The organism is Stenotrophomonas sp. YJH_SMC_16 (genome assembly GCF_059367875.1).
On the sequence record NZ_JCAFRH010000006.1, the window covers coordinates 156,423 to 170,316 of the forward strand.

Consider the following 13,894-nt stretch of genomic DNA (forward strand, 5'->3'; position numbering starts at 1 on the left):
GTTGTTGGAAGTTGCCCGATGAAGACCCGAGCCTTGGCGATGTCGTTGCTGTTCGCGCTGGCGGCCACGCCTGCACTGGCGCAGACCTCGCCACCGGCGAACGCGGCGGCTGCCGGCCTGCTGCGCATCGAGGTCGACGCGCGCGATCTGGCCCGTCGCATCTTCAAGGTGACCGCCACGGTGCCGGCCAAACCCGGCCCGATGACCCTGCTGTACCCGCAGTGGATTCCCGGCAACCATTCGCCCACCGGCCCGATCGATAAATTGGCCGGCCTGCGCGTGACCGCCAACGGCAGGCCGCTGGCCTGGCAGCGCGATCAGTACAACGTCTATGCGTTCAAGGTGAACGTGCCGGAGGGCGCCAGCGAGATCGTCGCCCACTTCGATTTCCTGTCTTCGCAGGGTGGCAGCCAGGGGCGGGTGGTGATGACTCCGGAGATGCTCAACCTGCAGTGGAACGCCAACTCGCTGTATCCGGCCGGCGTCGATGCGCGCCAGCTGCAGGCGCAGGCCAGCGTGACCTTGCCCAAGGGCTGGTCATTCGCCACTGCGCTGGAAACCGCGCGCCGCGACGGCGACACCGTGGTGTTCAAGCCGATCTCCTACGATCACCTGGTCGATTCGCCGCTGTTTGCCGGCGAGCACTATCAGCGCATTGATCTCGATCCGGGCGCGAAGGTACCGGTGCACCTCAATGTGTTTGCCGACGACGCCAAGTCGCTGAAGCCGAGCGAGGCGCAGATCATGATGCACCGCGCGCTGGTGCAGCAGGCCGACAAGCTCTACGGTGCGCGCCACTACAACCACTATGAGTTCCTGCTGGCATTGACCGACCGCCTCGGTGGCATCGGCCTGGAGCATCACCGTTCCAGCGAGAACAGTGCCGATCCGGGCTACTTCACCGAGTGGGACAGCAACGCGTGGATGCGTGACCTGCTGCCGCACGAGTACACCCATTCCTGGAACGGCAAGTACCGTCGCGGCGCCGACCTGGCCACCGCCAACTTCAACGTGCCCATGGGCGACAGCCTGCTGTGGGTGTACGAAGGGCAGACCCAGTTCTGGGGGCAGGTGCTGGCAGCACGCTCGGGGTTGTGGTCGGCTGCGCAGGCGCGCGACATGCTGGCCAATGTGGCCGCGACCTATGACCGTGGCCGCCCGGGCCTGGCCTGGCGTCCGCTGCAGGACACCACCAATGACCCGACCATCGCCCAGCGTCGCACGCTGCCGTATCGCAACTATCAGATGAGCGAGGACTACTACTCCGGCGGCCAGATGCTGTGGCTGGAAGTGGAGGGCAAGCTGCGCGAACTGAGCGGCAACCGCCGCAGCCTGGACGACTTCGCGCGCGCCTTTTTCGGCGTCGGCAATGGCGACTGGGACGTCAATCCGTACACCTTCAATGACGTGGTCGCGACCTTGAACGGCATCGCGCCGTACGACTGGGCCACGTTCCTGCGCGGGCGCCTGGACGGCCACGGTTCGTTGACTGGCGGCCTGGAGCTGGCGGGTTGGAAGCTGGTCTACCGCGATACCCCGAACGATGCCTACAAGGCGCAGGAGAAGCGCGCGAAGGCGGCGCTGCTGGCGTACTCGCTGGGTGCGACCGTGCTCGACAACGGCACGGTCGGTGATGTGATCTGGGACAGCCCGGCCTTCAACGCCGGTCTTGCACCTGGCATGAAGGTGATCGCGGTGGGCGGGCGCGAGTACAGCAGCCAGCGCTTGAAGGACGCGGTGGCTGCGGCAGCGAAGGACAAGGCGCCGATCATGTTGCTGGTGAAGCAGTTCGACCGCATTGAAACCATGAGCATCGCTTACCACGGTGGCCTGCAGTACCCGGTGCTGGAGCGCATCACCGGCAAGCCCGACCGCCTTGCAGATCTGTGGAAGGCGCGATGAAATCGCGCGCCCGCGATGGCGTGGTCCTGTTGATGGCGATCCTCGCCATCGTCGGCGCGTTCCTGCACGGCGATGGGCGATGGCTGCACTGGCTGGCCAAGCCCGCGACCACGCTGCTGATCGCGGCCATCGCCTGCCGTGTGCATGATCCGGCGCAGCCGTTCTACCGCCGTGCGGTGCTGGCCGGCATGCTGCTTTCGTGCGTGGGCGACATCGCGCTGATGCTGCCGATGGATGCGTTCGTGCCGGGACTGGTCGCGTTCCTGCTGGCGCATGTCTGCTACATCGTCGCCTTCCGCGATGGCCTGCGTGCCGGGCGTGGGCTGCTGGCCGCCAGCGTCCTGCTGGCGGCCTTTGCCGTACTCAATGTGCTTGGCCTGTGGCCGCACCTGCCGGTGCCGATGCGTGTGCCGGTGCTGGCATACGTGGTGGTGCTGGCATCGATGGCAGCGCTGGCCCTGGCACGGCAGTGGCGCAGCCCGCAGCCCGATGCCGTGGACGCCCGAAGCGCCCGCTGGGCCGCGGCAGGTGCATTGCTGTTCGTGGCCAGCGATTCCCTGCTGGCCTGGGACCGCTTCGCCGGTGGCCTGCCGTTGGCCAGCCTGCTGGTGTTGTCCACGTACTACGGCGCGCAGTACGCCATAGCCCGTTCAGTTTTGCCTGGTCATCGCTAGCCTGGCCTCGTTATGATTTTCTGATGGCTAGGGGAATCAACGCGCTGTTTGCAGTTATCGATGCCATCCGGGCGGAGTGGTCAAAGCCTCGGGTCGCCATGCATCAGCATGGGGCGTGTCCTTTCCTGCTTCGATCCTTCTTCGTAGAACGTGGTGCTGCAATATCAGAAGACCGGCGATTACAGGGCTGCCCAGCGCAGTTGCTCGCATTCTGGAAGGTGTACGCTTCGGCGGAATTGTTCAAGGACGAGCAATTCGGTCAATGGGGCATGGAGATGCTCAGCGTCGAGGATGCACACGTTCAGACGACCTTCCTCGCTGGTTCGCGTCCGTTGGATTTCCGGAGCGGCGATGTCGTATTTGGCCGCTTCTACGGCGATTCAGATCTACTGGTGATGAACGCCTTTGGTACGGTGCTGGTCTGCCTGCCTTTGGACGAGCGAAAAGATTGGCCTGAAGCATCGGACTCGCTTGCAGGCTTCCTATCCCGGCTGCATGAAACCCAAGGTTCCAAGTACTGGGAGTTGTGATCCATCGAGGCTATCCGCATTGGCTGCCGGCTGGTTCAAGTCTTCTCGTCAGCGAACAAATGGCCTTGCTCTACCTGCTGGAGTAACGGCTGCCAGAGCTGGATGGGTCGCGTTGCCTACTGACGGCTTACGCCGCGGGCGTTGCCCTGTGCGTCGAACTGCAGCCGCACGGATTCGCGATCACCGGCCACTTCGTCCGGCAGCCATACCAGTTTGCCGGCTTTGCGCACGATCACGTAGACATGGCCGACTTCGGATGCGGGGTTCTGCAGCGCATTGCGCTGTTCCTGCAGCGCTTTGGCCACGCGTGGCACGGCATCGAAATCAACGTTGGCCAGAGGCGTGCTGCTGCGCTGCAAGCTGATGGTCGGCGCGAACTGCTGCGGGTTCACCGGATTGCCCTTGCGCCACTGGCCACGTTCAAAGTGATAGCTGTCGACGTGGCCCGGCTGTTGCGGATCGATCAGATCCAGGTTGATGCGGCCATCGTCGTAGAAGTGGATGCTGTGGAAGACCGTCAGCCGCTGGCTGGCCAGTGCCGGCAGCTGCTCCAGTGCCTGACGGGCAGCCAGCAGGTAGTCCGCATCGAACAGGCGATTGTTGCGCTCGGGCGCCGCAGCGGTACTCGCCGCGGGGAAGGGCGCCGGGGACGGCACAAGCGATACGGGTTGTTCGCGCTGTGACTGAGACGGGACGGAGGGTGGCAACCGGTCCGGCTGTACCGAATGCCCCAGCGTTTCGCTGATGGTCTGCACTGCGCCGCCGGCAATGGCCGCGCCCGCCAGAACCAGCAGCAGTACCAGGAACACCGTGCGGGTGGAGGGAGGCTGCTTCATATTCCCTCCAGCCGCACGTTGCTGCGGTCATCCGGGTCGTACAGCAGCGTCACGTGCTCGCGCGGGATGTTGGCCAGTTCAATCAGCGGGATGAAGCGGCGCACGCGGGCCTGCTGTACGTTGCCTTCGCGGTCGATGTATTCCAGCTGGAACTCCACCTGTGGTTGTTCGTTGAGGTAGGTGCCGGTCTGACGGACCTTCAATACCCGGGCCTCCACGCCGATGCCGCGATACTTCAGCGCATCACCGCGGGCATCGGCGTGCAGCAGGCGGCCGAGCAGGCGCAGCCCCAGCGCATAGCCACACAGCACCAGCGGGCATACCAGCAGCGGGTGACCGAACGACAGGAAGGTCCAGCCCAGCCCCTCGTTCTGCAGCCGGTAGGCCAACACATAGGCAGCGGCAACGGCTGCGATGCCGAGTGCTGCACCGATGCCACGCCGCCACAGGCTGGCAACATTCAGTTCGGGCTGGGCGCCGTCCAGCACGATGTTGGGGAATGCCCCGGGCGTCCGGCCCAGGCGCGCATCGATGTGCCTGCCCACCTCGAAGCGATGCAGCTGGGGTTTGCTGTCGACCACCAGCATCTGTTCGCGGATCGGCGTACCTGACAGGTTCTTGAAGGACAACTGAAGTTCCCACTGCGCGAAGCCGCGCACCTGTACGCCGGTCTGTTCGGCCTGTTCGATCAGCGCACTGCGCGGTTCACCGTCGGCCAGGATCGACTGCACCCGGTGCAGTGCGCGCGGTGGCCCCAGCAACAGGTAGTGCAGGAAGGCGAACAGCAGCGTCAGCCACAAGGCCAGCGACAGTGCGAGCAGCAACAGTGCCGGCCACGGCGCGCTGCGGTCGACCAACGCCACCGGCCACGAAGTGCCGAAATAGAGAATGCAGGGAAAAGGCAACGCGAAGAACAGCAGGAACGCGCCCCAGAACCAGAGATAGGCTTTCATGGGGGAAGGGGACCGCGGTGGAACAGGGCGCGTAGATTACTACGCTTCAGCGGAACTGCAGGGTAAGCAGGTAGTAGCGGCCGAGCGGATCGTCCAGGCCCGGCATCTGTCCGCCATTGCCGACCAGATAGTTCACCGGTTGCGCATCGAGTACGTTGTGCACATCCAGCGCTGCAACGAGGCGCGGCCCCAGCCGACGTGCGAGGTGCAGGTTCCAGCGCAGCTGGCGTGGATTCATGCACTGGTTCCGATCGACCTGATCCTGCGGGCACTCGGCCCCGGGCAGCCAGGCACGGGTGCGCCCGACCTGGTTGCCGCGCAGGGCGATGTCCCAGTTGCTGTTCTGCCATTGCACGTTCAACACCGCAGCCAGCTCGGGTGTCACGTGGCCGCGCAGGTCCACGGCGGCCTCGTGGTCACGGCGGCGGCGCAGCTCCTGCTGTTTCAGCGCATCGAGCGAAAACAACCACTGGCCGTTGCTGCCGCTGTCGATGCGGTACTCGCCACGCAGCACCCAGTTGCGGGAGGTGGTGCGGCCGATGTTGTCGAACGACAGGCGCAGGCTGCTCAGGTGGCCGTCTTCATCCAGTTCCCAGGTACTACGATTCCACACCGCATCGCTGGGCTGCAGGGCGAGGATCTCGTTGCGCAGTTCCACGATGTTGTGGGTCAGCGACAGCGAGAACGTGTCGTTGGGTGTCCACGTGGCTGCCAGCGAATGGCTGCGCGATCGCTCGGCCTTCAGTGCATCGTTCTCTACGACGTTGGCCGTGACGCTGCAGCCGCCACCGCGGGTGGCGATTGCACATTCCGGAAGGGCATTGGACACCGGAAGCGTGATCGAGCCGAAGTAGCCGGGAGGCCGCCGTTGCTCGAACAGGCTCGGTGCACGGTAACCGCGCCCGCTGGCCAGCAGGAACGACCAGTGCGGCGTCGGGCTCCAGCGCAGCCCGGCACGAGGCGAGAACGCCATGAAGCCGCCGTCGCGGTCCCAGCGTGCAGCCAGGTCCGCGCGCAGCGTGGGTGCCAGCGGCAGGCCCAGCTCGGTATAGACGCCACTGCTTTGTCGCGACAGGCGGCGTTGCTGCTGCGGCAGGCCCAGCGCAAGGTCGCCCTGGCTCAGCAGCACATCCGGACGCGAGACCCAGCGTTCATGGCGCAGGTCGATGCCGGTGGCCAGCTGCGCATTGCCCCCGGGCATTGCCATCAGTTCACGCTGCACACCCCACCAGCCCTGCCATTGTGCGGTGCTGCCGCGGTTGCGGATGGACGGAAACAGCGTGTCCGCCTCGGCCGCCGGCGGCGCGTCGAAACCGGGGGTGAACCTGCGCGCCTGCGTTGCTTCAAGCAGGCGCGTCGTGCGCACGGTGCCGGCAGTGGACAAGGTGACTTCGCTGCGCTGCGCGCTGATGCCCGCCTCCCAGCTGCGCCGGCCCTGGTCACGGCCGATGCCGAGGGTGACGTCCGCATCGGTGGCGCGGACGCTGGGGCGCACGTTGCCGGCCTCGCGCAGCACACTGTTGAAGGTGATTCCGCGCGAGACTACGGCAACGGCAGTCGGGCCCAGGTCGAAGCGCTGACGGTTGTGACTGGCCCGTGCCTCGACATAGGCATAGCGTCCCTCGCCACGTTCATGCCGGTAGTGCAGGTAGGCCGACGCGGTATCCGAGGCGGGCTGCAGCGAACGCGGGCGCGCGCTGTCAAACCAGCAGCCATCCTCGCGCCGCTTCAGGGGCGGCTCGCAGCGTCGGGCGGGCACGTACCAGTTGCCGAAGATCGCGCCGATCGGATACAGCGAGGTTTCCGCATGCCAGTCACGCTGGTCACCGGCGACATGCTCGACACGGTGCAGATCCAGGCCGGCAAACCAGCGGTCCCCATTGCCACGCGCGCCGCCCGTGGCGGCCTGCAGGCGGTACTGGCCCGCATCGCCGCGGCTGCTGAGTCCGGTCTGCAGCATGGCTTCGGGCCCATCGGCCTGGTCGCGCAGGATGATGTTGACCACGCCGGACATGGCATCGGCCCCATAGATGGCCGAGGCACCGCCGCGTACCAGTTCGATGCGGTCGACGAAGCTCAGCGGAATGCCGCCGAGGTCGGTGAGCCCGCCCTGTTCCAGCGACACCATGGGATAACGCGGCAGGCGCCGGCCGTTGACCAGGAACAGCGTCGCCCGCGGGCCCATCCCGTCCAGGCTGGTGGTGGCCGCTGCACCCACCGGCAGGTACTGCGAATCGCCGCCGCGCGAGGTACTCATGGCGGGATGGCCGTTCATGCCGGGCAGGTGCCGCAGCAGGTCGAACAGATTGCCGTAGCCACTGCGCAGGATGTCGTCGCGATCGATGGTGGTGACCGGCAGTGTGGTCTGCACCGAAGAGCGCGGCAGCCGGCTGCCGGTGACGTGGATGGGTGCCAGTTCCACCTGGTGTGGCGTGTCGGCGGACCTGGGAGCCGGGTGCGGCAGGCGCGGGGCTGCGACCGCTTTCGGTGGCGTGGCAGGTGGCTCGGGATGGACACGTCGCACGACAAAGGCACCCGAGGACGTGCGCAGGATGTTCACCGGCAGGCCGGCGACCAGCAGCTTCAGGGAGGCCCCGGTATCGCGTTGGCCACGTGTGCCAGTGGTGCGCAGATCATCCAGTTCACGTGCGTCGAACAGCAGGGCGGTGCCACTCTGCCGGGCCCATTGCTGCAGTGCCGGCACCAGTGGGCCCGCACCCACGTCGATCTCCAGCGTGCCGGCGGGCTCGCCGGCATCGGCCATCGGTAGTGCGGCAACACCCAGTGCAAGGCATAGCAGGGCGCGGAGCAGCCCCCACTGCAGCGCACCCGGACCTGCCGTCACTGCCGGTCTCCTCAGTAGGTGCGGCGCAGTTCCAGCGCGCCATCCGGACGCGTCTGGCCAGCCACGGACCAACCCAGTTCCAGCGCCGACAGCAGCTCCTGTGCATCACCGGCGCGGAAGGTGCCGCTTACAGCCAGGTCGGTGATCTCCGGATCGACGATCACCAGCGGCGTGCGGCCATAACGGTTCATGCGCTCGACCACGATCGACAGGGGCGTGGCATCGAACACCAGTTGCCCCCGCAGCCAGCCTTCAGCGGCTGCGTTGGACGAGAGGGCGGGGCCCGGCTGGATGCGGCCGGAGGGCAGTACCTGCAGCTGTTGGCCGGGCGCCAGCGTGTGCTGCGCTGCGCCGTTGCTGACTTCCACGGCACCTTCCAGCAGCGCGACCTCGACCAGGCCGTCGCGCAGGCGTTCCACCTGGAAGGTCGTGCCGATGTCACGGATCGTACTGTCGCCGGCGTGCAGTTTCAGCGCCTTGTTCGACGGTGCGACCTGCAGTTGCAGCCGGCCCCGCTCCAGCACCAGATCACGATGGCGCCAGCCGAAGCGGGCGCGGAGGGTGGTGCCGGCATCCAGCATGGCGACGCTGCCATCGGCCAGCGTCTGCTGCTGTGGCTGGTGCGAATCATTGGCGTAGACCTGCGGCGTCGGGTTGCCGTCGATGGCAACCATCCAGCCGATGCCGATCGCCATGCAGACACCGGCGGCAGCGGCCACGCCCGGCAGCCAGCGCCGGCGCGGCGGACGCGCCGCCCGTGCCGCGGCGGTGCGCAGCCAAGGGTCAGCCGCAAGCGCCGCACCCTGCTGGAACAGGGTTTCGGCCTGCACCCAGGCTTTGACGTGGGCCGGATCTTCGGCCAGCCAGTCCTCGAACGCCTCGCGTTCGACCGACGTGCAGTCCGGGGCTTCCAAGCGGGCTACCCAGGCGCTGGCGCGTTCAAACAGCTGTGCATCATCCCTGTGCGGGGTGCCACTCATTGGCCGTCCCTGTCGTTGTGCAGCGGATCCGATCCCAACTCCTGACGCAGGCCCTGCAGGGCCCGGGCGATATGTTTTTCCACGGTCTTGGCAGTAATTCCACAATGCCGCGCGATCTGCGTGTAGCTCATGCCGGTGATGCGGTTGAGCAGATAGACCTCGCGTGCGCGTTCGGGCAGCTTGAACAGGGCCTGCCGCAGCAGGGACAGCATCTGCCCTGACTCGGCCTGGCGCAATGGATCGGGCGAGGAACTGGACGGTTCGTCGCTGCCATCGTGTTCGGCCAGCGGCAGATGCGGCCGCGACTGCGGCGAGCGGCCGCGGTCTGCCAGGCGGTTGCGGGCGATACGATACAGCAGCAGGCGCAGTTCGTCCGGGCCCTGTGCGCGGTAGCGGATCAGCCGCTCCATGCAGTCCTGCGCGATATCCTCCGCATCCTCAGGCCCGACCCCCCGCGTGCGCAGGAACGCGCACAGCGGTGCGCGCTCTTCGCGTACGAACGCGATGAAGGCATCCGCAGGTGCGGGTAGCTCCGGCGCGCGATGGATCAGGGGAGACGGGGTGGACAGGGCTGGCCTCGACTGTCGGTGGCGAATGCGTCATCGAGTTTTACGCGACGATGACCGGATGGGGAAGAGTGTGCATCGATCGGATTCTCATTCTGAATGTATTCATTTTTCAGGATCCGTTCCACTGGGGGAGATCACCCCGCTGTGGCGTTGATCGTTCTACCCGCGTGTTGCGGGTGGAGAGAGAACACATGAAGTATTCGAAGTTGAGCCTGGCCCTGGCCGGGCTGATGGGCGTTGCCGCCATATCCGTGGTGGATGACGTCATGGCAATGAATTATCACGTGCAGGGCGATCGCATCTTCCTGAGTGGCGATGTGACCTACGCCGACGTGGTGTCCCTGCCGGCACTGCTGGCCAAGGCGCAGGCCGAAGGCCGGCCGGTCCGTGAGGTGGTGCTGCGCACGTCCAATGGTGGTGCGTTGATCGCCGGCGAGTGGCTGCAGGGCATCATCCGCACCTCCGGACTGAACACCATCGTGTCCGGCAATTGCATCTCGTCCTGCTCGATCATGCAGTCCGGTGGCGTCGAACGCTATCTGGCCGGCGATCTGCCGCTCATCGACTCGGTGCAGATCCACGCGGCCAGCAGCGGCGGCAAGGTGATCTACACGCCGTCGCCGCGCATGACCCAGATCTACACCGGCAACTACGGTGGTGGCATGGATGCCGGGCTGCTGCACAAGGCCATGTACGAAGTGGTGAAGCCGAATGGCCTGCTGGTGTTCCGCGATCCGGCACGCAGCACCGGTTCCTCGGTCACTTTCGACCCCGATGGCAGTGGCAGCAAGCTGGAGTCGTTCCCCGGCCAGGATATCTACAGCAACAGGATCATCACCGCGAGCGGGTACCGCGATCCGGGCGACACCTTGAATGTCACCGCCAACGTGACCGGCGACATCAACCCCGGCTACCTGCGTACCGGACGCCAGTTGCAGGCGTTCGTCGATGATGATTTCGCGCGCTGGAATACCGACTGGCGATCCACCTACATCAATCTCGCGCAGAGCATCTACAACGCATCCAGCAAGGGTCCGCAGGGCATCGGTGCGCTGTCGGTGCAGGGTTACCTCAGTGACCCGGACATCCAGGACCTGTTGCTGTCCAAGCTGCGGCTGGCTGATCTGGATGTCTCCACGCTGGACAACGCCATGGGCGTGATCCGGGTGACCAACGGCGCCACCTGGCGCACGTCCGCGACGACGGGTGCGGATTTCATGCTGGTCGACAATGGCACCATCGCGCTGGAAGGCGGTGCCCTGCGCGCATCGGAAGTGCGCGTGCTCGGCGCAGGCATGCTGGTCGGCCATGGCGACGTGGCGGGTACGGCGATGGACCGCGCTGCATTGCTGGACGGCACCGGCCCGTCGTACCGCGAAGACGGTTTCAACCGCCTGCGCGTGTTCGGCACGCTGATGCCGCGCGGTGGCGACCTGGTCACCCATGGCTACGTCAACATCATGCCGGGCGGCAAGGTGCTGTTCGACGTTACAGAGAATGGCGGCACCGCTGCAGGCCGCCTGCGCGTGGGTACCTTCTTCGATGACGAGCAGACCGAGGGGGCACTGGTGATCTCCAAGGGGGCCTTCCTCGAACTGAACGTGGCGCAGGGCTACTACGGCCAGGATTTCCGTCGTGATCTGGTTGAGGGCCCGATCTACCAGGGCGGCTTCGAAGAGGCCGTGCGCCTGGGGGACACCGGTTATAGTGCCAGCATCAGCGGTGATGTGTTCCGTCCCCGCCACAATTCGCTGTTGAGCTTCAACGTGAAGCAGACGGCCGATGGCCTGTGGCTGACCGCCAACCCCGGCTTTGACCAGCTGGGCCTGTTCGCCAACGGTACGTCCGGCGACGGCCTGGGCCGTGCGCTGGCGACGGCCTCCGATCGCCAGGACAAGGGGCTGAGATCGCTGCTGGGCGCACTGCAGTTCGCCGACCGCGATGTGATCGCACAACAGGCCGGTGCCCTGCGCGGTGATGCGCACGCCAGCCTGCGCCTGGCCGACACCGCGCTGGTGGGCAGCATCGGCAACGTCGTGCAGCAGCACCAGGCGGCCATGCGCAGCGGCGGCGATGCCGATGGCCTGGCCTCGCAGGTGGCGCAGTCGGTCTCCTCCCAGCCGGGCATGCGCCATGGCAGCCTGTTCAACCAGCTGGCGATGCACCTGGTCGAACCGGCGCCGGGCAGCGTTGCGGGTAGCGGTGACGCCGGACGCAGCCATGGCATCTGGGCACGTGGTTTCGCCAGCCATGGCCGCATCGATGCCGACGGTGGCGTGGCCGGCCTGAGCCACACCATTGGTGGCATCGTGATCGGTGCAGACACCCGCGTGGCCGATGACCGCGTGACCCTGGGCGTCAGCGTGGCCGCGGCGGACATGTCGACCAAGGCCAGCGATGGCTCTGGTTTCACCGGTGATGTGCGCGCGCTGGACGTGGGCGGTTACCTCGATGCGACGTACGCGCGCGGCTATCTGTCGGCGGCCGTGCGCTACACCGATCTGCGGCATGACACCCGTCGCAGCATCGGCGGTATCGATGGCCTGCAGCAGCCCCTGCGCGCGAAGTACAGCAACGATGCGATCTCCGCACGTGTTGAACATGCGTTCTCGTTCACCACCGGCAAGGGCCTGGTGATCCAGCCGTTGCTGCCGGTGGTGGACTACGCGCGCACGTCGGCCACCCGCTTCAACGAAGGGCAGGGCGCCGGTGCGCTGGTTGGCCGCAGTGGCAGCCTGGAGAGCATCCGCGTGGGTGCGGGCCTGCAGCTGTTCAAGACCTTCGAAGGCAACAACGGTGAGCGCATCACCCCGCGCGCCCGGGTGGTCTGGCAGAAGGAGCTGGGCGATTCGCAGGCCCGCTACAGCACCGGCTTCGCCGCAGCTCCGGATCTGGTGTTCGGCGCCAGCAGCCAGGCGGTGGGCGAGCAGGTGCTGGCCTGGAACCTGGGTGTGACCAGCCGTGCCAGCGAGCGGCTGTCGATCATGGCCGATTACGTGGGCGAGCGCCGCGACGGGCAGATCCAGAACGGCGTGATGCTGGGCCTGGGCTACAGGTTCTAAGTGGCACCCGGCACCGGCGATGACGGCATCGCCGGTGCCATCCCAACGCGGGCGCTGCTGCGGTATGGTCGGTATGGCATTCCACCCAGGCCCATCCATGCAGATCGCCGTCTTCAGTGCCCGTCCCTACGACCGCCGCTTCCTTGATGAGGCGAACCAGCGCGATGCGGCTGGGGACGGCTTTGCGTTCGTGTACTTCGATGTGGCGCTGGACGTGCACACGGCGGCGCTGGCGCAGGATTGCGCAGCCGTATGCGTGTTCGTCAACGACCGCCTGGATGCGCCGGTGCTGCACACCCTGCATGCGATGGGGGTGCGGGCCGTGCTGCTGCGATGCGCAGGTTTCAACAACGTGGATCTGGCGGTTGCAAAAGCGCTGGATCTGTTCGTCGCACGCGTACCGGCCTATTCGCCGGAGGCGGTGGCCGAGCATGCGCTGGCGCTGGTGATGACCCTCAACCGGCAGACCCATCGCGCCTACAACCGGGTGCGCGAAGGCAACTTCATGCTCGATGGCCTGCTCGGGCGCACCCTGCACGGGCGCACGGTCGGCATCGTCGGCACCGGCAAGATCGGCCTGGCTACCGCGCGCATCTTCCACGGCATGGGCTGCACCGTGCTGGGGTACGACCCGTATCCATCGGCGGCCTTCGCTGCCGTGGGCGAAGGGGTTGGACTGGAGGAGCTGCTGGCGCGCGCCGATATCGTGTCGCTGCATTGCCCGCTGACACCCGATACCCAGCATCTGATCAACGACGCCTCGCTGGCGCGGATGAAGACCGGCGCGATGCTGGTCAACACCTCGCGCGGCGGGCTGGTGGATACCCATGCGGTGATCCGCGCGCTGAAGTCGCGGCGGCTGGGTCATCTGGCCATCGACGTCTACGAGCAGGAAAGCGCGCTGTTCTTCCAGGACCTGTCCGGCGAGATCATCGACGACGAGGCCTTCCAGCGCCTGATGACCTTCCCCAACGTGCTGGTGACCGGCCACCAGGGCTTCTTCACCGTGGAGGCGCTGCAGGAGATCTCGGCGATCACGCTGGGGAACCTGCAGGATTTCGCGGCCGGGCGGGTGTGCGCCAATTTGGTGGGGACTGGCTGAGCCGGCGACATCGTGACTGCGACGCCTGTTCTGTCGCGCACCACATCTCCGGATCCACACCAACGCGAAGTGCAGCCGGAGGTGGCGCTGGGTGCGCTGGTGCTGGTGGCGGACGGCGATGCCGGCTTCAATGATGGCTTAAACGGCGTCCGGAACGAATGCGATGGCGTCGAGCGGTCGTGCTGTGACGCAACGCGACAGGTTGGGATGTGATGCGTACCATCAAGGCGGCCAAGGGGGGCGCCGACGATTCCTGTACCTATGAGTAAAACGACGTTCCGAGCCACCATGAAGTGGGTCAACCTCGCGGCGGCGGCTTCAATTGACCTGCTGACCGGCACCCTCTAGAATTGCCTGCTAAGCCGGAATAGCTCAGTTGGTAGAGCGGCGCATTCGTAATGCGTAGGTCGCAGGTTCGACTCCTGTTTCCGGCACCAGTTG

10 protein-coding genes and 1 tRNA gene are annotated in these 13,894 nt (G+C 66.2%); 6 read left to right on the plus strand and 5 right to left on the minus strand.

The window, feature by feature from the left end; all coding sequences use genetic code 11:
* Positions 1–18: 18 nt before the first annotated feature.
* Genes AC5P6E_RS14885 through AC5P6E_RS14895 form a run of 3 tightly spaced genes read left to right on the plus strand, consistent with a single transcriptional unit; the run spans position 19 to position 3,106 of the window.
* Positions 19–1,902, plus strand: a complete 1,884-nt coding sequence (locus tag AC5P6E_RS14885) for a M61 family metallopeptidase (RefSeq protein WP_019337506.1) — start codon at positions 19–21, stop codon at positions 1,900–1,902.
* Positions 1,899–2,576: a lysoplasmalogenase gene (locus AC5P6E_RS14890; protein WP_019337507.1), complete on the plus strand. Its 678-nt coding sequence runs from the start codon at positions 1,899–1,901 to the stop codon at positions 2,574–2,576. The genes AC5P6E_RS14885 and AC5P6E_RS14890 overlap by 4 nt, the downstream gene beginning before the upstream one ends.
* A 23-nt stretch (positions 2,577–2,599) precedes the next feature.
* On the plus strand, positions 2,600–3,106 hold the full coding sequence (locus tag AC5P6E_RS14895) for a hypothetical protein (RefSeq protein WP_019337508.1): 507 nt from the start codon (positions 2,600–2,602) through the stop codon (positions 3,104–3,106).
* Between the two features lie 116 nt (positions 3,107–3,222).
* Here AC5P6E_RS14895 and AC5P6E_RS14900 read toward each other — a convergent pair whose 3' ends face one another.
* The 5 genes from AC5P6E_RS14900 to AC5P6E_RS14920 are packed head-to-tail and all read right to left on the minus strand — an operon-like array spanning position 3,223 to position 9,226.
* Positions 3,223–3,942 carry a hypothetical protein gene (locus AC5P6E_RS14900; protein ID WP_019337509.1) on the minus strand — a complete coding sequence of 240 codons (720 nt, stop codon included), beginning with the start codon at positions 3,940–3,942 and terminating at the stop codon, positions 3,223–3,225.
* The gene (locus AC5P6E_RS14905) at positions 3,939–4,895 is read right to left on the minus strand and encodes a hypothetical protein (RefSeq protein WP_019337510.1); all 957 of its coding nucleotides are present in this window, start codon (positions 4,893–4,895) and stop codon (positions 3,939–3,941) included. Before AC5P6E_RS14905 ends, AC5P6E_RS14900 begins: the two co-directional genes overlap by 4 nt.
* A 46-nt stretch (positions 4,896–4,941) precedes the next feature.
* On the minus strand, positions 4,942–7,740 hold the full coding sequence (locus tag AC5P6E_RS14910; RefSeq protein ID WP_071305673.1) for a TonB-dependent receptor plug domain-containing protein: 2,799 nt from the start codon (positions 7,738–7,740) through the stop codon (positions 4,942–4,944).
* 11 nt (positions 7,741–7,751) lie between these two features.
* Positions 7,752–8,720, minus strand: coding sequence for a FecR family protein (locus AC5P6E_RS14915; protein ID WP_241872611.1), 969 nt, complete (start codon positions 8,718–8,720; stop codon positions 7,752–7,754).
* Entirely contained in the window at positions 8,717–9,226 is a 510-nt protein-coding gene (locus AC5P6E_RS14920; protein ID WP_029379863.1) for an RNA polymerase sigma factor, read from the minus strand. Before AC5P6E_RS14920 ends, AC5P6E_RS14915 begins: the two co-directional genes overlap by 4 nt.
* A 254-nt stretch (positions 9,227–9,480) precedes the next feature.
* On the opposite strand from AC5P6E_RS14920, the gene AC5P6E_RS14925 reads away from it, so the two are divergent.
* The 3 genes from AC5P6E_RS14925 to AC5P6E_RS14935 all read left to right on the plus strand — a co-directional run bounded on the left by AC5P6E_RS14925 (position 9,481) and on the right by AC5P6E_RS14935 (position 13,890).
* Positions 9,481–12,351 carry an autotransporter family protein gene (locus AC5P6E_RS14925; RefSeq protein ID WP_483697633.1) on the plus strand — a complete coding sequence of 957 codons (2,871 nt, stop codon included), beginning with the start codon at positions 9,481–9,483 and terminating at the stop codon, positions 12,349–12,351.
* 97 nt (positions 12,352–12,448) lie between these two features.
* Positions 12,449–13,453, plus strand: coding sequence for a 2-hydroxyacid dehydrogenase (locus tag AC5P6E_RS14930; protein WP_262102442.1), 1,005 nt, complete (start codon positions 12,449–12,451; stop codon positions 13,451–13,453).
* A gap of 361 nt (positions 13,454–13,814) precedes the next feature.
* Positions 13,815–13,890: transfer RNA gene (locus AC5P6E_RS14935), tRNA-Thr, on the plus strand.
* Positions 13,891–13,894: the final 4 nt, after the last annotated feature.